We start from the raw sequence: 20,330 nt of genomic DNA on the forward strand, positions 1-20,330 counted from the left end.
CGGCCGGAGGATGCCATCGGCCATGATGAGCGTCCGTAGAGGTAGAGGAAGACAGTGACGACGGGGGCCGCCACATGAACGAGACTTCACGACCGCCCGATACCGCCGGGGGCCGGCCGACCGGCCGCTCGGGTGGCTACCCGCCGCCGCGTCCACGGGCCTCGTGACCGCCCGCCGTCACCCGGTGTAGTCCCGGGACGGCGCCTGCCGGCCGCTCGCGCCCGGCGTACGTTCGTTTCCTCCCTGCGCTCCCGGCCGCCCACGGGCTGTCCGGCGGCCCGGCGTTCGCGCCGCGGCACCCGTGGCACGGCCCCTCGGCCGCCGCCCGGGAGCGTTCTCCCCGGTGTCCTTCACCCCGATCGGCGGCCCGACCGCCGGATGACCGCCGGCGCCGGATGCCTTCACCCGGGCGGCAGCCCCTCCGTGCGGCACCCCGCCCACCCCGTACGTCACCGTGCCTGCCCCGTGCGCCGGGCCGAGCCTGTGCTCCGGCCGTGCCCGCGCCAGAACCGGACCATGTGTCCTGTGGTCCCGGAGGGATCTGAATCACCGATGACTCTTGTCGAACCAACCGCGGCGGCCCCGGAGTTGCTCTGGCAGGCGAAGGACCTGCTGGCCGTCCTGGACCGGCGCAGCGAGACGAGCAGTGCGAAGGACGACCAGCGGCGCCTGGAGGCGGCGGCCGACCGGCTGCTGGTCGCCTGCGAGTTCCCGAGCCTGCTGCGGTCGGTGGCCTCGGACCTGGAGCGCGTCCCGCTCGCCGGCCCGGTCACGGCCGCGGCAGCGAGCGGCGGGGCGGTCGGCGGCCCCGCTGCCGGGCCGGCGGGCGGGTCGGTGCGGCACCGGGCGGCCTGGGCCCTGGCCGGGCGGCTGCTCGGCGATCCGGGCCTGCCGGACCCCGCGGACGGCGCGACCTCCGCCCTCTCCGCCTGCGCCTTCCGCGAGGAGACCGCCTCGGCCGTCCTCGCGGCGATCACGGCCCTGGTGCACAGCAACCGGCCGGAGGCCGCGATCTCCTGGTGCGACGCGGTGCTGCCCGACGCGGCGCGGATCGCCGCCGACACCTGGGCGCCCCGGCTGCTGGCGGCCCGCGCGGAGGCCTCACTGCACCGCGGCGACGTCCTGGTCGGGCTGGCCCGTGCCGAGGCCGTGGTGGACATGGTGCCGCCGCAGCGGTGGGGCGCCTGGATCGGCGGGCCGCTCTCCTGTCTGGTCGCCGGCTACACCGACCTGGCGGAGCCCGGCGCCGCGAAGGAGTGGGTGCGCCGCCCGGTGCCCGCGCCGATCTACGAGACCAGGCACTGCCTCGGCTACCTCTACGCCCGCGGCCACTTCCACCTCGCCGCCGGCGAACACCGCTCCGCGCTGGCCGACTTCATGAGCTGCGGCCGGCTGCTGGCGTCCTGGGGACTGGACCCGGACCTCTACGCGTGGCGGCTCGCGGCGGCCGCGGCGTACCTGGGCGTCGGCGACCACGACAACGCGCTCACCATGGTCGACTCCCAGCTGGACCGGGGCGCCCCGGCCGGTGACCGGGCGCGGGTGTTCGGCCGGTCGGGGGCCCGCGGCCGGCGCCGTCAGGAGCTGCGAGAGGAGCTCTTCGCCACCCTCCAGGACACCTCCGGGCGGCCCGGGTTCCTCTCCTCGCTGCGGATCCTGCAGTGGGGCGACCTGCCCGGCACGGGCCCGCACCGGGTCGCCCGCTACAAGGTGACCGACCGGTACGCGGGGTACCTGGACCAGCTCAGCCCGTCGGAGCAGCGGGTGGCGCTGCTGGCCGCCCAGGGCGAGACCAACCAGCAGATCGCGCGCTCGCTGTCGATCACGGTCAGCACCGTGGAACAGCATCTGACCCGCACCTACCGCAAGCTGCGGGTGGCGGGCCGGGGCGAGCTGCGCAGGAAGCTGGGGTGAGTCGGGCCGCGCGGGGGCGCGGAGTCGCCGCCGGGGCGGGCATGCCCGCGCGCCCGCCCCGGCGGGACGGGCGCGCGGAGCGGCCGAAGTGCGTCGGCCCGGCGGGGTGGCGTCAGGACGGCGCGGCCGGGGTCGCGTCCGCGGGGTGCGTCAGGACAGTGCGATCGGGGTCGCGTCGGCGGGCAGCTCGCCGAGCACCTGCACGATCGCGCAGGCGAACGCCATGCCCACGCCCGTGCCCAGCAGCATGACGTGGTCGCCCGGCCGGACCTCCCGCCCGGCGAGGAGCTGGTACAGCCCGCAGATCTGGTCGCCGGCCCCGGTGTGGCCCAGCCGGCGGCCGAACTCCCACATGCCGAGGCGCAGGTCGCCGTCGAAGGGCTCCAGGATGTGCTCGACGATGCTCCGGCTCCCGGCGGACTGGTGGGTGACCCGGGCGATGTCACGGGGCTTCAGGCCGGCCTCGTCGAGGGTGCGGTGGATGAGCTCGCTCTCGGCCCGGCCGATGAGCCCGGCCATCGCGGACTGGTCGCCCTGGAAGGCCTGGACGCGTTCGCGCAGCCTGACCTGGTGTCCGAGCGTGGCCCCCGGCGGATAGAGCGCCTCCCCGCCGCGGTTGAGCTCTTCCAGGTCCGGCAGTGAGGAGGCGCAGACGTTCACCACTCGGGCGAAGCCCTGCCGGCGGGAGAGGACGAGTGCCGTGGCGGCGTCGCCGAACAGGGCCCACCGCGTGCCGCGCCAGCGGTCGATGAGCGGGTGCGTCCAGTTGTCGGCGGTGGTGACGAGGGCGGCGTCGCGGTCCGGGGCGGCGGTGAGGTAGCAGCCGGCCAGCTCCAGGGCGGCGACCATGCCGCTGCAGCCCTGCCGGATCTCCACCGCGGGGCCGTACCCGCCGATGGTGTGCCGCTGGACGTAGTGCGCCGGCGACCAGATGTCCGGGCCCTGGTGGCTCGCGGTGGCGTGCATCAGTACGGCGATGTCCGCCGCTCGGTGGTGGGACATCGCCAGCGCGTCACGCCCGGCCCGGACCGCCATGTCGGGGGCGGAGACGTCGCCCGCGACGGCCACCGAGAGCCAGCCCGTCCCGGTCGCCACCTCCGCGTCGCAGAGCCCCCGGGCGACCGCCTCGGCGACGGTGACGCGATCCGGGACGAAGGCGGCGATGCCGTCCAGATAAAGTTCTTCGAATATCACGGAAACCTGCTCCCGGCGGGTTCGGACGGGTGAATCCAGAGAATGTCGGGCCGGCCGGGCAATCCTTCCCGGAAGGCGCCGGACGGTAGCGTAACCAGGGCTCCGCGGCCGTCGCACCCCCTAAACAACCCCTACGCCCGGTATTTCCCGCAGAAAGGGCGGGTGGTGCGGTGAAGAATGGCGAGCGGCCGTGTTCGACGGAATCGGCCGCAGGGGTACCACCGCAGCCGGGGAGTCCGCGTGGAAGAGTCCGCAGTCGTCATCGTGGGGGCGAGCAGCGGCTTCGGTGCCGCGCTGGCCGAGGACCTCGCCGCCACCGGCCGGACGGTGATCGCGGGTGCCCGCAGCGCCCGCCCGTCCGGTGGCGGGGTGCGGTACCGGCAGGTCGACGTGACCGACGAGGAGAGCGTCGCGTCCTTCTTCGCCCACGTGGCGGAGGTCTCGCCGGCCCCGTACGGCCTGGTCTACAGCGCGGGCGACGCCTCGGCGGTCGGGTACGGCTGGGAGGTCGGCGCCGACGAGCTGCACCGGGTCTTCGACGCCACCTTCTTCGGCTTCGTCCGCTGCCTGCGGTACGCCGTTCCGCCCATGCGGGCGGCCGGGCGGGGCAGTGTGCTGGCCCTCGGCTCGCACAGCGCGCGGGTGCCCGTCGACATGCTGGGCGCCTACGCCTCGGCCAAGGCCGCGCTGGAGCACTACGTGCGCACGCTCGCCAAGGAGCTCACCGGGACGGGCGTGCGGGCCAACGCGCTGGGCATCGTCGCGGAGACGGCGCTGGCCCGCGACTTCCTCACCCGCAAGGCGGACGCGCTCGGGCGCGAGGCCCCGTACCCGGCGCTGCCGGACGTGCGGGACAACCTGCCGTTGGCCCGCTTCCTGCTCTCCGCCGAGTCCTCGCACGTGTCCGGCCAGGTGGTGGACGCGTTTCCGCCGGCTTGGTGAGGGCCGGGCCCCGGCCGGCCGGGGCCCTCAGGCCGGGGCGGTGAGCACCGCGTCGGTGAGGGCCAGCACACCGGCGCGGACGGCCTCCGTGCTCATCCCGGTGCCGACCAGCAGGTCGACGAACTCCGCGCGCGGCACGCCGAGGATGGCGTGGGCCATGAACTCGGCGTCGACGTCCGGCCGCGCCTCGGTGATCGCCCGGGCGAGGCCGCCGTGCCAGAGCAGGTAGCGGCCCACGTTGGCGTGCGAGCGGGAGGAGTTCTCCAGGGCGCGCAGCAGCGGGCCGCCGGGCAGCACGACGTCGTCGAACAGCTCGCCGACGAAGCGCAGCACGCGCTCCCGGGCGGGTGTGTCCGGGTCGGCCAGGCGGTCGAGCGCGCCGGACTGCCAGTCCTCCGTGAGCTGGTCGAACAGGGCGCCGATGAGGCCCTCGCGGTTCCCGAAGCGCCGGAACAGGGTGCCCTTGCCGACCCCCGCGGCCTCGGCGATGTCCTCCATCGAGACGTGGTCGACGCCGCCGTCCCGGAACAGCTGTTGAGCCGTGACCAGGATCTTGCGCCGGTTGTGCGCCGCGTCCGCGCGCTCCCTGACGGCCACATGAGCTCCCTTGACATCCTGCCGTGATCCATGGCTACGCTATCGCAACCAAACGGACCGCCGGTCCGTTTATGGTGGATGTCACGGCAGCTGAGTCAAGGAGACGCGTCCATGCGTTCTGTTCGGTTCCACGAGTACGGTTCGCCCGAGGTCCTCATCGTCGACGAGGTCCCGGACCCGGAGCCGGGCGAGGGGCAGCTGCTGGTCCGGGTGAGCGCCGCCGGGATCAGCTACGCCGAGACCCAGATCCGGTCCGGCCTGATGCAGCGGTTCGCCTGGTTCCCGGACCCGCCGCTGCCCTACGCCCCCGGCTTCGAGGTCGCGGGCACGGTCGTCCGGGTCGGCGCCGGGGTCGGGGACGAGTGGGTCGGCCGCAAGGTCGTCGGCGCCGCCCCGACCGCCGGCGGCTACTCGGAGCTGGCGGTCCTGCCCGCCGGTGCCGCCCAGCCGATCCCCGACGGACTGGGGGAGCACGAGGCGCTGGCGCTGTTCGGCCAGGGAGTGGTCGCGGTCGGCGTGGCCGAGGTCGCCGCGATCCAGCCGAAGGACGTCGTCCTCGTCCAGGCCGCCGCGGGCGGCGTCGGCAGCCTGCTGGTGCAGCTGGCGAAGAACGCCGGCGCCGAGGTGATCGCACTGGCGCGCGGCGAGAAGAAGCTCGCCCTCGCCCGTGAGCTCGGGGCGGACCACGTCCTCGACTACACCGAGGAGGGCTGGGAGCAGCGGGTCCGCGACGTCGCCCCCGCCGGCGTCCAGGTCGCCTTCGACGGGGTCGGCGGCGAGGTTTCCAAGGCCTCGTTCGACCTGCTCGCGATGGGCTTCGGCCGGCTGGTCGTCTACGGCACCGCCGGTGGCACCGCCCCGCAGTTCGACCCGGAGATGCTGTACGTCCGCGGGGTCTCGGTCTCCGGCTTCGGCCCGCGGGTCTTCCTGCAGCCCGAGTACGGGGCCCGGCTGCGGCAGACGGCCTTCGAGCTGGCCGCGGCCGGCACCCTGAAGCCGGTCGTCGGCCAGGTGTTCCCGCTGGCCGAGGCCGCCGCCGCCCACCGGGCGTTCGAGGAGCGCACCACCCTCGGCAAGGCCGTCCTGGTCCCGTAGTCCCCGGCCCGGCGGCCCCGCCGGGTGGTACCCCCTGTCGAATGCGCCCGGTCCGATTCACGGACCGGGCGCATTCCTGTTTCCGGCACCGGCCCGCCGCGATGATTTCCGCCGGCCGGTGCCGGACTTCCCGCCGGCCCCCGTCGATATTCGGGCGGGATAAGGGACACCCCTCCGGTAGGGGTTTGTCAGGGGAGTGCCCGAACGGTTCTCACGCCTAGCATCGGAATCTGATCGACTGTGCACGGCCATTGTCCCGAACATATCGACGGTGGGAGAACCAGGACCATGAACGGCTCGGTTGGTGAGATCGAAGCGACGGACGGCGCGATCGCCGTCATCGGCATGTCCTGCCGCTTCCGCGGTGCGCACGGCGCCGACGAGTTCTGGCAGCTGCTGAGCACCGGCACCGACGCGGTCACCGCCGCCCCCGCCGGGCGGCCCGGCCGGGCCCGGGGCAGCTACCTCGACACCGTCGACCGCTTCGACGCCGCGTTCTTCGGCATGACCGCGGCGGAGGCCGACGCGACCGACCCGCAGCAGCGCCTGGTGCTCGAACTCGGCTGGGAGGCACTGGAGAACGCCGGCGTCCGCCCCGCGGACACCGGCCGCCTCGGCGTCTTCGTCGGGGCCATCTGGGACGAGTACGGCGAGCTGAGCCGCCGGGCCGGCCCCGACACCTTCGGCCGGCACACCGTCACCGGGGTGCACCGCGGCGTCATCGCCAACCGCCTCTCCCACGTCCTCGGCGCGGGCGGCCCCAGCCTGGTCGTCGACACCGGGCAGTCCTCCTCCCTGGTCGCCGTGCACCTGGCCTGCGAGAGCCTGCGCCGCGGCGAGTCCGAGCTGGCCGTCGCCGCCGGCGTCAACCTGCTGCTCGGCGCCGACAACGAGGCGCTGCTCGCCGCCTGGGGCGGCCTGTCACCGGACGGCGTCTGCCGCACCTTCGACGCCCGCGCCAACGGCTTCGTCCGCGGCGAGGGCGCGGCCGCCGTCCTGCTGAAGCCCTTGGCCGCGGCGATCGCCGACGGTGACACCGTGCTGGCGACCATCCTCGGCAGCGCGGTCAACCACGGCGGCGAGGAGAGCCTCGCCACCCCCAGCGTGGACGCCCAGCAGGCGGTGCTCGCCGCGGCGCACCGGGCCGCCGGTGTCACCCCCGCCGACCTCCAGTACGTCGAACTGCACGGCACCGGCACCCCGGTGGGCGACCCGGTCGAGGCCGCCGCGCTGGGCGCGGCGCTCGCCGCCCGGCGCGCGACCGAGCCGGCGCTGGTGGTCGGCTCGGTCAAGACGAACATCGGGCACCTCGAAGGCGCCGCCGGGATCGCCGGCCTGGTCAAGGCGGTGCTCGCGGTGCGCCACCGCGCCATCCCCGCCACCCTGCACCACGAGACGCCCCACCCCGACATCCCGCTCGCCGCGCTCCACCTGGAGGTGGCGCGCGAGCTGCGCCCGTGGCCCCGGCCGGACCGGCCGCTGGTCGCCGGGGTCAGCTCCTTCGGGATGGGCGGCACCAACTGCCACCTGGTGCTCACCGAAGGGCCGGAGCGGCCGGAACGCCCCGCCGCCGGGCCGATGCCGGCCGTGCCGTGGGTGGTCAGCGGGCACACCCCGGCGGCCCTGCGCGCCCAGGCGGCCCGGCTCACCGCACTGGCCGGTGCCGACCCGGCGGACGTCGGTCACTCCCTCGTCACCACCCGGCCGCTGCACGCGCACCGCGCCGTCGTGGTCGGCGCCGGGACGGCCGAGCTTCTCGCCGCGCTGGACGGCGTCGCCGGGCCGGGCATCCCGGCGGACGACCCCCGGCTCGCCTTCGTGTTCACCGGCCAGGGCGCCCAGCGCCTCGGCATGGGACGCGAACTCCAGGCCGCCTACCCGGAGTTCGCCCGGGTCTTCGACGAGGTGTGCGGCCGCCTGGACGCCCTGCTGGGCGGCTCGCTGGCGGAGACGATCAACTCGGGGGAGGGCCTCGACCGGACCGGCCGGACCCAGCCCGCGCTGTTCGCGGTCGAGGTCGCGCTGGCCGCGCTGCTGGCGTCCTGGGGAGTCCGGCCGGACCTCGTCATCGGCCACTCCGTCGGCGAGATCGCGGCCGCCCACGTGGCCGGGGTGCTCGACCTCCCGGACGCCTGCGCCCTGGTGGCGGCCCGCGCCACGCTGATGCAGGCGCTGCCCGGCGACGGCGGGGCCATGCTCGCCGTCGAGGCCACCGAGGAGGAGGTCCGCACCCTGCTCGGCACCCTCGACGGCGACCGGGCCGGCGTCGTCGACATCGCCGCCGTGAACGGCCCGACCTCGGTCGTGCTGTCCGGCGCCGACCCCGTCGTCACGGAACTCGCCGAGCGGCTGCGCGCCGGAGGCCGGCGGGTCAAGCGGCTCACCGTCAGCCATGCCTTCCACTCGCCCCTGATGGACCCGATGCTGCCGGAGTTCCGGCAGGTCGTGGCCGGGCTCGGGTTCCGGCCGCCGCGCGTGCCCCTGCTCTCCACCGTCACCGGGGCCCCGCTCACGGCGGCCGAGGCCGCCTCGCCCGACTACTGGGTCGGCAACGTGCGCCGGCCCGTCCGGTTCGCCGACGCGGTCCGCCGCTCCGGCGCGACGGCCTTCCTGGAGGTCGGCCCCGACGCCGCGCTGACCGGCGCGATCGGCGACACCCTGCCCGACGCCCTCGCGCTGCCCGCACTCCGGGCCGACCGGGCCGAACCGCTGCGGCTGCTGACCTCCGTCGGCCGGCTCTTCGAGCACGGCGTCGCGGTCGACTGGCCGCGACTGTTCGAGGGCACCGGCGCCCGCAGGATCGCCCTGCCCGGCTACGCCTTCCAGCGCGACCGGCACTGGCTCGGCATCCCGCGCGGAGACGACCCCGTCTACGAGCCCACCCGCGCCGAAGCGCTGCGGCAGCGACTGGCCGAACTGCCCGACCCCGGTGCCGCCACCACCGACCTGGTCACCCGGACCGTCGCACGCGTCCTCGGCGGCGACGCCGCCGCCCTGGACGTCGACAGCGCCTTCCGGGACCTCGGCCTCACCTCGGTGACCTCGGTCGAACTGCGCGACGCCCTGGTCGCCGAGACCGGACTCCCGCTGCGCACCGGCCTGGTGTTCGACCACCCCACGCCGCGCCGGCTCGCCGCGCACGTGCACCGCTCGCTCTTCCCTGCCGACCCCGACCCGGCGGCCCCGCCCGTCGGCGGGCCGGTCGCGGAGCAGGACGACGCGGTCGCCATCGTCGGGATCGGCTGCCGGTTCCCCGGCGGGGTCTCCTCGCCGGCCGACCTGTGGGACGTCGTCGCCGGCGAGCGCGACGTCATCTCCGCCTTCCCGGCCGACCGGGGGTGGACTCCCGGCCCGGTCCGCCACGGTGGTTTCCTCGCCGGTGCCGCCGACTTCGACGCCGACTTCTTCGGGATCTCCCCGCGCGAGGCACTGGCGATGGATCCGCAGCAGCGGCTGCTGCTGGAGACGGCGTGGGAGGCGTTCGAGCACGCCGGTATCGACCCGGTGGCGTTGCACGGCAGCCGCACCGGCGTCTACGTCGGCGCCACCGCGGAGGAGTACGGACCTCGGCGGCACGCGGCCCCCGACCACCTGAACGGCTTCCTGCTGACCGGCACCTCACCGAGCGTCATGTCCGGCCGGATCGCGTACGCGTTCGGTTTCACCGGTCCGGCGTTGACGGTGGACACGGCGTGCTCGTCGTCGCTGGTGGCGCTGCATCTGGCGGTGCAGGCGTTGCGCAACGGTGAGTGTTCGTTGGGTGTGGTGGGTGGGGTGACGGTGATGTCGTCGCCGGGGACGTTCGTGGAGTTCTCGCGGCAGCGGGGGTTGGCGGCGGACGGTCGGTGCAAGTCGTTCTCGGCGGGTGCGGACGGGACGGGGTGGTCCGAGGGTGTCGGTGTGTTGTTGGTGGAGCGGTTGTCGGACGCGCGGCGGCTCGGGCACCGGGTCTGGGCGGTGGTGCGGGGCTCGGCGGTCAACCAGGACGGTGCGTCGAACGGTCTGACGGCGCCGAACGGTCCTTCGCAGGAGCGGGTGATCCGGCAGGCGTTGGCGGCTGCGGGTCTGTCGGCGTCCGAGGTGGACGCGGTGGAGGCGCACGGGACGGGGACGAAGCTGGGTGATCCGATCGAGGCCGAGGCGTTGTTGGCGACGTACGGGCGTGATCGTGAGGCGGACCGGCCGCTGTATCTGGGGTCGGTGAAGTCGAACATCGGGCATACGCAGGCGGCCGCGGGTGTGGCGGGTGTGATCAAGATGGTGATGGCGATGCGGAGCGGCGTCCTGCCGCGCTCGCTGCACCTGGACGAGCCGACACGCCATGTCGACTGGTCGGCGGGTGCGGTGGAGTTGCTGGGTGAGGCCCGGGAGTGGGTGCCGGGTGAGCGGCCGCGTCGGGCGGGGGTGTCGTCGTTCGGGATCAGTGGCACGAACGCGCACGTGATCCTCGAAGAGGGGGATCCGGCGGCGGACGTCGATCGTGCGGGCACAGCGGGGATGCCGGTGGTGCCGTGGGTGGTGTCGGCGCGGTCGGTGGAGGCGTTGGACGCGCAGGTGGCGCGGGTGGCTGCGCTGGCGCCCGAGGGTGGTGGCGTCGATCCGGTGGATGTCGGGTGGTCGTTGGTGTCGTCGCGGGCGGTGTTCGAGCACCGGGCCGTGCTGTTGGGTTCGGGTCCGGCTGTGGTGGCCGCGCCGGGTGCGGCGCGCTCTGGGGTGGGGTTCCTGTTCGCGGGCCAGGGTGGTCAACGCGTCGATATGGGCCGTGAGTTGTCCGAGGCGTTTCCGGTGTTCCGGGCGGCGTTCGAGGAGGTGTGCGCGGGTCTGGACGCGCCGGTGGCGGAGGTGGTGGCCTCGGGTGAGGGGCTGGGCCGTACGGGGTTGGCGCAGCCGGCGTTGTTCGCGTTGGAGGTGGCGCTGTTCCGGTTGCTGTCCTCGTGGGGTGTGACGCCGAAGGTGCTGGTGGGGCATTCGGTGGGGGAGGTCGCGGCGGCGCATGTGGCGGGGGTGTTCGATCTGGCGGACGCCTGCACGCTGGTGTCGGCTCGGGCGCGTTTGATGGAGGCGTTGCCGGCGGGTGGGGTGATGGTGGCTCTGGAGGCGGCGGAGCACGAGGTGGTCCCGCTCCTCGAAGGCCTGGACCACACGGGGATCGCGGCGGTCAACTCGCCGACCTCGCTGGTGGTGTCCGGCGCGGAGGACGAGGTCCGCACGGTGCTGGAGGCGTTGCCGGGTCGTCGGACGAAGCGGCTCGATGTGAGTCACGCCTTCCATTCCCCGCTGATGGCCCCGATGTTGGCGCAGTTCCGGGACGTGGTGGCGGGGTTGGAGTTCCACCCGCCCCGGCTTCCGGCGGTCTCGACGGTGACCGGCGGCCCGGTGGACGGGGAGTGGTGCGACCCGGGGTACTGGGTCGAGCACGTGGCCCGCACGGTCCGCTTCGCGGACGCCGTCACCGCGTCGGGCGTGGACAGTTGGGTCGAACTCGGCCCCGACGCCGTCCTCGCCGGCCTCGTCGACAACGCCACCCCGACGCTGCGCGCGGACCGGCCGGAGGGCCGGCAGGCGGTGGCGGCGCTCGCGCACGCCTTCGTCCACGGTGCGGATGTCGACTGGCCGGTGCTGTTCGCGGGCCGGGAGCCGCGTCGGGTCGAGCTGCCGACCTACGCCTTCCAACGCGAGCGCTACTGGCTGGAGCCCCTCGCGGGTGATGTGACCTCCGCCGGTCTCACCGACGCGGCGCATCCGCTGCTCGCGGCGGTGGTCGAACTCCCCGACGGGGGAACGGTGCTGACCGGCCGGATCTCGCTCGGCGCCCACCCCTGGCTGGCCGACCATGTCGTACCCGGGGGCCTGCTGCTGCCCGGTGCGGCCTTCGTGGAGCTGGCGGTCGCCGCCGGTGACCGGGTCGGTGCGCCACGGATCGAGGATCTGACGGTGACCGCGCCGCTGACGCTCGCCGAGCACGGCGTCGCGCTGATCCGGGTGACGGTGTCGGCCGAGGACGCCGCCGGGCGCAGGGACCTCACCGTGGACTCGCGGAGCGACCCCGAGGAGGAGTGGACACGCCACGCCGACGGCCTGCTCGGCCGCGCGAACGCCACGCCGTCCGCCACGCCGTCCGTCGCGGCGTCCGCCGTCGGGCCGTCCGCCGCCGGTGCGTGGCCGCCGCCGGAGGCCGCCGAGGTCGACACGACGGACGTCTACCGGCGGCTGGCCGAGCACGGCTACGCCTACGGCCCGGCCTTCCAGGGCCTGCGGCGGCTCTGGCGGGTCGGCGCGGACCTCTGCGCCGAGGTCGAGCCGGCCGCCCCCTCCGGCGCGGATGCCTTCGTCGTCCACCCCGCGCTGCTCGACGCCGCCCTGCACCCGTGGCTGCCGGGCGCCGCCACCGGGGACGGGCCGCGCCTGCTGCCGTTCGCCTGGCAGGGCGTGGAGGTCCAGGCGACCGGAGCCGGCCGCCTGCGGGTCCGGATCAGCCCGGTGGGGCCCGACGCGGTGGCCCTGCACCTCGCCGACGCGTCCGGCCGCCCGGTGCTGACCGTGGACTCCCTGACCTGGCGGGAGGCGCGCGGCGGCGCCGATGCCTCGGCCCGGCACCTCTTCCAGGTGGACTGGACACCGGTCGGGACCGGCTGGGCCGACGCCGAGCCGTGCACCGAGCTGGCCTGGGACGCCGATCCGGCCGAGCTGTCCGATCCGGTGCCGGCGCTCGTCGCGGTGTCGGTACCGGCCGGCGGGGAGGACGTCGTGGCGTCGGCCCACGCGCTGACCCGGGGGGCCCTGCGACTGGTCCAGGCCTGGTTGGCGCAGGACCGGTTCGCCGACGCCTGCCTGGTGTTCGTGCTCGACGAGCGCGATCTGGCCTCCGCCGGGGTGCGCGGGCTGATCCGGTCGGCGAGTACCGAGCACCCCGGCCGCTTCCGGCTCGTCGCCGTGACCGGCCGGCCCGATCCGGCGGCCCTCCCGGTGCCGGTTCAGGTGCCGGTGCCGGGGTCCGCAGAGCCGGAGCCGGAGCCGGAGCTGGCGCTGCGCGACGGTGTCGTCCTGGCGCCCCGGCTGGCCCGGCTCACGCCCGAGGCCGACGCACCGGAACTCCGGTTCGACCCGGCCGGGACGCTGCTGCTCACCGGAGGCACCGGTGAGCTGGGGGCCTCGCTGGCCCGGCACCTGGTCCGCGAGCACGAGGTCCGGCGCCTGCTGGTGCTGAGCCGCAGCGGCCCGTCGGCTCCGTCGGCCGCCCGGTTGCGCGACGAACTCGCCGCCCTGGGTGCCGAGGTGACCGTCGTCGCCTGCGACGCCGCCGACCGGGCGGCACTCGACGCCGTCCTGCGCGACGTCCCGGCCGCCCACCCGGTGCGGGCGGTCGTCCACGCCGCCGGTGTGCTGGACGACGGCATCGTCACCGCCCTGACCGGGGAGCGGGTCGAGGCCGTCCTGCGGCCCAAGGTCGACGCCGCGTGGGCGCTGCACGAGGCGACCCGGGCGCTGGACCTCACCGCCTTCGTGCTCTACTCCTCGGTCTCCGCCCAGATCGGCGCGGCCGGGCAGGCGAACTACGCGGCGGCCAACGCCTTCCTCGACGCGCTGGCCGAGCACCGGGTGCGGGCCGGTCTGCCGGCCACCTCCCTGGCGTGGGGCCTGTGGGCGCAGGCCGGCGGCATGGCCGACACCCTGACGGACACCGACCTGGCCCGGATGGCCCGGACCGGTGTGCTGCCGCTGCCGCACGACACCGGGGTCCGGCTGTTCGACCTGGCGGTGCGGCAGAACCGCGCGCTCGTCGTGCCGATGCGCTTCGACCCCGCCGCCGTCCCGGGCGTCGCGGTGCCGCCGTTGCTGCGTGGCCTGCTGCGCCCCGGGACCGAGGGTCGGCGGAGCGCGGGAGCCGGGCCGCTCGCCGGAGCGGCGGCGCTGCCGGTCGCCGACCGGGCGGCCGCGCTGGCCGCGCTGGTGCGGGACACTACGGCTGCCGTGCTCGGCCACGCCGACCCCGACGCCCTCGACCTGGACCGGACCTTCCAGAGCCTCGGACTGGACTCGCTGACCGCCGTCGAACTCCGCAACGGGCTGGCCGCCGCGCTCGGGTCACGGGTGCCGACCACGCTGGTCTTCGACTACCCGACCCCCCGGGCCGTGATCGGCCATCTGCTGGCCGAGCTGACCGGAGAGCCCGCGGCCGTCGCCGCACCGGGCCCGGCGACCCGGGCCGACGAGCCCATCGCCATCGTCGCGATGGCCTGCCGCTACCCGGGCGAGGTGGACTCCCCGGAGGCCCTGTGGCGGGTCGTCGCCGAGGAACGCGACGTGGTGTCCGGCTTCCCCACCGACCGGGGCTGGCCGTCGGACCTGTTCGACCCGGACCCGGAGCGCCCCGGCCGCACCTACGCCACCGGCGGCGGCTTCCTGCACTCGGCGGCGCTCTTCGACGCCGCGTTCTTCGACATCTCGCCGCGGGAGGCGCTGGGCATGGACCCGCAGCAGCGCCTGCTGCTGGAGACGGCGTGGGAGTCGCTGGAGCGGGCCGGGATCGACCCGGCCACCCTGCGCGGCAGCCGGACCGGCGTGTTCGCCGGGCAGATGTACCACGACTACGCGCCCAGCGTGGACCGGATGCCCGAGGACCTCGAAGGCATCCTGCTGACCGGCAACACCGGCAGCGTGCTGTCCGGCCGGCTGTCCTACGCGTTCGGGCTGACCGGTCCCGCGATCACGGTGGACACCGCCTGCTCCTCGTCCCTGGTGGCGGTGCACCTCGCCGCACAGGCGCTGCGGGCGGGGGAGTGCACGATGGCGCTGGCCGGCGGGGTGACGGTGATGTCGACGCCCGGCACCTTCGTCGAGTTCGCCCGGCAGCGCGGCCTGGCCCCCGACGGGCGGTCCAAGCCGTTCTCGGCCGCCGCCGACGGCGTCGGCTGGTCGGAGGGCGTCGGCGTGCTCGTGCTGGAGCGGCTGTCGGACGCCCGGCGCAACGGGCACCCCGTGCTGGCGGTGGTGCGCGGCTCGGCGGTCAACCAGGACGGCGCGTCGAACGGGCTGACCGCGCCGAACGGGCCGGCGCAGCAGCGGGTGATCCGCCAGGCGCTGGCGAACGCCGGGCTGACCGCGGCCGACGTGGACGTGGTCGAGGCGCACGGCACCGGGACGAAGCTCGGCGACCCGATCGAGGCCGAGGCGCTGCTCGCCACCTACGGGCGCGAACGCACGGGGGAGCGGCCGCTGTACCTGGGGTCGGTGAAGTCCAACATCGGGCACACCCAGGCCGCCGCCGGGGTGGCCGGCATCATCAAGCTGGTCATGGCGCTGCGGCACGGGGTGCTGCCCCGGAGCCTGTACGCCGAGGAGCCGTCACCGCACGTGGACTGGACGGCGGGCGGGGTGGAGCTGCTCGCGGGCAGCCGGCCCTGGACGGCCGACGGCGCGCCCCGACGCGGCGCGGTCTCCTCGTTCGGCATCAGCGGCACCAACGCCCATGTGATCGTCGAGCAGGCACCGGCCGCTCCGGCCGCCGCTCCGGCCGCCGCCCCGGCCCCCGGTGTCGTGCCCTGGGTGTTCTCCGCCCGGAGCCTGCCCGCCCTGCGGGCGCAGGCCGCCCGGCTCGCCGGCCGCTCGGCGGACGACCCGGTGCGGGTCGCCGCCGCGCTGCTCGCCACCCGGTCGGCGTTCGAGCACCGTGCCGTCGTGGTCGGTGCCGGCCCCGAGGAGCTGGACGCGGCCCTGCGGGCGCTGGCCGCCGGTGAACCGCACGCCCGGGCGGTGCTCGGCGAGCGGACCGAGGAACCCGGTGGGGTGGTCTTCGTCTTCCCCGGCCAGGGCTCCCAGTGGATCGGCATGGCCCGCGAACTGGCGGCCACCGCCCCGGTGTTCGAGCAGGCCCTGGCCGCCTGCGACCGGGTGATCGGCGAACTCACCGGCTGGTCGGTGCTGGACGTCGTGACGGGCGCCGAGGGGGCGCCCCCGCTGGAGCGGGTGGACGTGGTGCAGCCCGCGCTGTTCGCGGTGATGGTGTCGCTGGCGCAGCTCTGGCGCTCCCTGGGCGTCCACCCCGCCGCCGTGGTCGGGCACTCGCAGGGCGAGATCGCGGCCGCCCACGTGGCGGGCGGCCTCTCGCTCGCGGACGCCGCCCGGATCGTGGTGCTGCGCAGCCGGGCCCTGACCGAACTGGCCGGCTCGGGCGGCATGCTGTCCGTCCCGCTGCCCGCGGCCGAGGTGACGGCGGCCCTGGCCGGGCGCGACGGCCGGCTCTCGGTGGCCGCGGTGAACGGGCCGCGCGCGACGGTGGTGTCCGGCTGGATCGACGCGGTGGACGCCTTCGAGGCGGAACTGCTCGCGGCAGGGGTCCAGGTGCGCCGGATCCCGGTCGACTACGGGTCGCACTCCGTCCAGGTCGAGCCGCTCCGGGAACGGCTGCTCGCCGAACTCGGGTCGGTCGCCCCGGTCTCCGGCACCGTGCCGATGTGGTCCACCGTCACCGGCGGGCCGGTCGACACGGCGGAGCTGGACGCCGGCTACTGGTACGAGAACCTCCGCCGCACCGTCCGGCTCGACGAGGTGGTCGGCGAACTGCTGGCGACCGGGCACGGCGTGTTCGTGGAGTGCAGCCCGCACCCGGTGCTCACCGTCGGGATCCGTGACCGGGCCGAGAGCGGTGACCGGGCCGGCGTCGCGGCCACCGGATCGCTGCGGCGCGACCGGGGCGGCCTCGACCAGTTCCTGCGCAGCGCGGCCGAACTGTACGTGCGCGGGGTCCCGGTGGACTGGACCCGCGTCGTCGGGCCCGTCGCCGGACCGCCCGTCGACCTGCCCACCTACCCGTTCCAACGGGAGCGGTTCTGGCTCGGCCCGGTCGCCACCGACACCGATGTCACCGCCGCCGGGCTGACCGGCACCGGCCACCCGCTGGTCGGGACCGCCGTCGACCTCCCGGACGGCGGGCTGGTCCTGACCGGCCGGCTCGCCCTGGACACCCGGCCCTGGCTGGCCGACCACACCGTGTTCGACCGCGTCCTGGTGCCCGGGACGGCCTTCGCCGACCTGCTGACCGCGATCGGCGACCGGGTCGGCTCGCCCTGCCTGGAGGAGGTGACCGTGACCGCCCCGCTGGTCGTGCCGGAGCACGGCGCGGTCCTGGTCCGGGCCGTGGTCGCGCCGGCCGACGAGGAGGGCCGCCGCCGGGTGACCGTCCACTCCCGCGCCGGGACGGACGACACCGCGCCGCCGTGGACGGACCACGTCGAAGCCGTGCTCGGCTCGACCGGCGGCCTCCCGGTCGAGCTGCGCTCCTGGCCCCCCGCCGGCGCCACCGAGATGGACCTCGACGGGGTGTACGAGCGGCTCGCCGCCGACGGCTACCGGTACGGTCCGAGCTTCCGGGGGCTGCGCCGGCTCTGGCGGCTGGGCGCGGACCTCTACGCCGAGGCCGTGCTGGACGGCGAACAGCCCGAGGGGCACCTCGTGCACCCGGGCCTGTTCGACAGTGCGCTGCACCCCCTGCTGTTCGCCGACGACCGGGAGGGCGGGCTGCCGTTCGCCTGGCGGGGCGTGCGCGTGCACGCCTCCGGCGCCACCCGGGTCCGGGCCCGGATCAGCCCGGCCGGCGCCGACGCGGTGTCGGTGGCACTCGCCGACGGCACCGGCGCGCCGGTGCTGACCGTCGACTCCCTGGTGCTGCGGCCGGCGGCCCGGGAGGCGCTCGCCGCCGCCGCGGGGACGGCCGACGCCCTGCACCTGGTCGACCTCGTCCCGGTGCGGCCCGCGCCGGCGGACACCGACACCACCCGCTGGGCCGTGCTCGGCGCGCTGCCCTCCTGGTGGCCCGCCGACCTGGGCACACCCGTCGCGTTCCCCGACCCGGCGGCCCTGGCCCAGGCCCCCGGGCCCCGGCCGACCGTCGTCCTGGCCCCGATGGACCTGTCGGCGTCCCCGCTGGACCCGGTCGACCCGGCGGCGGACGTCGCGGGCGGCGCCCGCCGGGCCGTCCACCGGGCGCTCGACCTGGTCCGGTCCTGGCTCGCGGACGACCGGCTGGACGGCACGGAACTCGTCGTGGTGACGGTCGACGCCCTCGCCGCCGACCCGGTCCAGGCCGGCGTCCGGGGCCTGCTGGCCACCGCCCAGACCGAGAACCCCGGCCGGTTCCGGCTCGTCGACCTCGACGGTGAGGCCGCCGCCCGGTCCCTGCCCGCCGCACTGGCCACCGACGAGCCGCAACTGGTGCTGCGCGGCGCCGAGTCCTTCGTCCCCCGGCTGGTGCCGGCCGCGAGCAGGCCGGCCCTCCCGGTGCCGGACACCGCCGCCTGGCGGCTGGAGATCCCGGAGGCCGGCACGCTGGACAGCCTGACGCTGGTGCCCGCCGACACCGCCGACCGGCCGCTGGAGCCGGGCCAGGTCAGGGTCGCCGTCCGGGCGGCCGGGCTGAACTTCCGCGATGTCCTGATGGCGCTCGGGATGTACCCGGGCGAGATCGTCCTCGGCAGCGAAGGGGCCGGGATCGTCACCGAAGTCGCCCCGGACGTCACCGAGTTCGTGCCGGGGGACCGGGTGGTGGGGATGTTCTTCCACGCCTTCGGCCCGGTCGCGGTCGCCGACCGGCGCATGATCGCCCCGATGCCCGCCGGCTGGTCGTTCGCGCAGGCCGCGTCGGTGCCGGTCGTCCACCTGACCGCCTACTACGGGCTGGTCGACCTCGCCGGGCTGCGCGCCGGGGAGCGGGTGCTGATCCACGCGGCCACCGGCGGCGTGGGGATGGCGGCCGTCCAACTGGCCCGCCACCTCGGGGCGGAGGTCTACGGCACCACCAGCCCCGCCAAGCAGACGGTCCTGCGCGACCTTGGCGTCGACGAGGCGCACCGCGCCTCCTCGCGGTCGCTCGACTTCGAGGACCGCGTCCGCACCGCCACCGGCGGCCGCGGCGTCGACGTGGTGCTGAACTCGCTGGCCCGCGAGTACGTCGACGCCTCACTGCGGCTCACGGTGCCGGGCGGCCGGTTCGTCGAGATGGGCAAGACCGACATCCGGGCCGCCGCCGACGTCGCGCGCGACCACGACGGCGTCACCTACCGCGCCTACGACCTCGTCGACGCCGGACCGGAGCGGATCGGGCGGATGCTGCGCGAGGTCCTGGACCTGTTCCGGGCCGGAGCGCTGACCCTCTCCCCGGTCCGGGCCTGGGACGTGCGCAGGGCCAAGGACGCCTTCCGGCACCTGCGCGAAGCCCGGCACGTGGGCAAGAACGTCCTGACCGTGGCGCCCGCGCTCGACCCCGACGGCACCGTCCTGGTCACCGGAGCCACCGGTGTGCTCGGCGGGATGATCGCCCGCCACCTCGTCCGGGCCCACGGCGTCCGGCACCTCGTGCTGGCCAGCCGCAGCGGCGCGGCCGCCGACGGCGCCGGCCGGCTGGCCGCCGAACTCGGCGAGGCCGGCGCCCATGTCACCCTCGCCGCCTGCGACATCGCCGACCGCGCCGCGCTGGCCGACCTCCTGGCCGGCATCCCGGAGAAGCACCCGCTGACCGGCGTCGTCCACGCGGCCGGAGTCCTCGACGACGGCGTGCTCACCTCGCTCGACGCCGGCCAGGTCGACCGCGTCCTGCGGCCGAAGATCGACGCCGCCTGGCACCTGCACGACCTCACCCGCGACCTCGACCTGGCCGCCTTCGTCCTCTACTCCTCCATCGCCGGCGTCAACGGCGCCGCCGGCCAGGCCAACTACGCCGCCGCCAACACCTTCCTCGACGCCCTCGCCGGGCACCGCGCCGCGAGCGGCCGGGCCGGGCTCTCGCTCGCCTGGGGCCTCTGGGAGGACGCCAGCGGGATGACCGGACACCTCGCCGAGGCCGACCGCGCCCGGATGGCCCGCGGCGGGCTGGTACCGATGACCGCCGCGCAGGGGCTCGACCTGTTCGACGCCGCGCTCGCCGCCGGCGAACCCGTCGTCGTCCCGGCCCGGCTCGACACCCGCGCCCTGCGGGCCGAGCCCGCCGGGGTGCCCGCGCCGCTGCGGGACCTGGTGCGCACCGCCGTGGTCCGGCGCACCGCGGCAGTCGGCGGCGACGGGGGGCAGTCCCTCGCCGAGCGGCTGGCCCCGCTGTCCGCCCAGGACCGGCGTGACACACTGCTCGACCTGGTCACCGCCCAGGTCGCCGCCGTCCTCGGCCACTCCGACCCGGCCCAGGTGCGGGGCGCGCGCGCCTTCAAGGAACTCGGCGTGGACTCGCTCACCGGGGTCGAACTGCGCAACCGGCTGGCCGCCCTGAGCGGACTCCGGATCCCCGTGACCCTCGTCTTCGACCACCCCAGCCCGGCCCGGGTCACCGACCACATCCTCGGCAGGCTCGCCCTCCCCGAGGAGGACGAGGACCCGGTGATGGCCGGCCTCCGGGCGGTCGGCGACGCCCTGTCGGGCCTCCGCGCCGACACCGACGCCCGCCGGCGCGTCGGCGCCCGCCTGCGGGAACTGCTCGACGCCTGCGCGGTTCCGGACCAGGACACGGACGGCGAGGGCACCGACGACCTCGACGCGGCGACCGACGACGAACTGTTCGCCCTGGTCGACCAGGACCGGCCGTAGGCCCTCCGTCCCCTACCACT

The 20,330-nt window shown here is 75.8% G+C and carries 6 protein-coding genes; 4 read left to right on the forward strand and 2 right to left on the reverse strand.

The window, feature by feature from the left end:
* The first annotated feature begins 552 nt into the window (after positions 1 to 552).
* Positions 553 to 1,914: a LuxR C-terminal-related transcriptional regulator gene (locus ACFXHB_RS00100; RefSeq protein ID WP_380570961.1), complete on the forward strand. Its 1,362-nt coding sequence runs from the start codon at positions 553 to 555 to the stop codon at positions 1,912 to 1,914.
* Between the two features lie 150 nt (positions 1,915 to 2,064).
* Here ACFXHB_RS00100 and ACFXHB_RS00105 read toward each other — a convergent pair whose 3' ends face one another.
* Positions 2,065 to 3,108 (reverse strand): ketoacyl-ACP synthase III family protein, encoded by a 1,044-nt coding sequence (locus tag ACFXHB_RS00105; RefSeq protein ID WP_380570962.1) that lies wholly within the window; start codon positions 3,106 to 3,108, stop codon positions 2,065 to 2,067.
* Between the two features lie 240 nt (positions 3,109 to 3,348).
* Between ACFXHB_RS00105 and ACFXHB_RS00110 the strand changes: the two genes are divergently transcribed.
* Positions 3,349 to 4,050 carry an SDR family NAD(P)-dependent oxidoreductase gene (locus ACFXHB_RS00110; RefSeq protein WP_380570963.1) on the forward strand — a complete coding sequence of 234 codons (702 nt, stop codon included), beginning with the start codon at positions 3,349 to 3,351 and terminating at the stop codon, positions 4,048 to 4,050.
* Positions 4,051 to 4,077: 27 nt separating this feature from the next.
* On the opposite strand, the gene ACFXHB_RS00115 is transcribed toward ACFXHB_RS00110, so the two are convergent.
* Complete coding sequence (locus tag ACFXHB_RS00115) at positions 4,078 to 4,647, reverse strand: TetR/AcrR family transcriptional regulator (RefSeq protein ID WP_380570964.1); 570 nt, start codon at positions 4,645 to 4,647, stop codon at positions 4,078 to 4,080.
* A gap of 111 nt (positions 4,648 to 4,758) precedes the next feature.
* Between ACFXHB_RS00115 and ACFXHB_RS00120 the strand changes: the two genes are divergently transcribed.
* On the forward strand, positions 4,759 to 5,742 hold the full coding sequence (locus ACFXHB_RS00120) for a zinc-binding alcohol dehydrogenase family protein (protein WP_380570966.1): 984 nt from the start codon (positions 4,759 to 4,761) through the stop codon (positions 5,740 to 5,742).
* Between the two features lie 288 nt (positions 5,743 to 6,030).
* Positions 6,031 to 20,310, forward strand: coding sequence for an SDR family NAD(P)-dependent oxidoreductase (locus ACFXHB_RS00125; protein ID WP_380570968.1), 14,280 nt, complete (start codon positions 6,031 to 6,033; stop codon positions 20,308 to 20,310).
* Positions 20,311 to 20,330: the final 20 nt, after the last annotated feature.

The sequence above is a fragment of the Kitasatospora sp. NPDC059327 genome, from assembly GCF_042752535.1.
Classification (GTDB): domain Bacteria; phylum Actinomycetota; class Actinomycetes; order Streptomycetales; family Streptomycetaceae; genus Kitasatospora.

Excerpts from the sequence above, each read along its gene's own strand:
- ACFXHB_RS00100 (WP_380570961.1), top strand. The coding sequence starts at position 553 with ATGACTCTTGTCGAACCAACCGCGGCGGCCCCGGAGTTGCTCTGGCAG.
- ACFXHB_RS00120 (WP_380570966.1), top strand. The coding sequence starts at position 4,759 with ATGCGTTCTGTTCGGTTCCACGAGTACGGTTCGCCCGAGGTCCTCATC.
- ACFXHB_RS00125 (WP_380570968.1), top strand. The coding sequence starts at position 6,031 with ATGAACGGCTCGGTTGGTGAGATCGAAGCGACGGACGGCGCGATCGCC.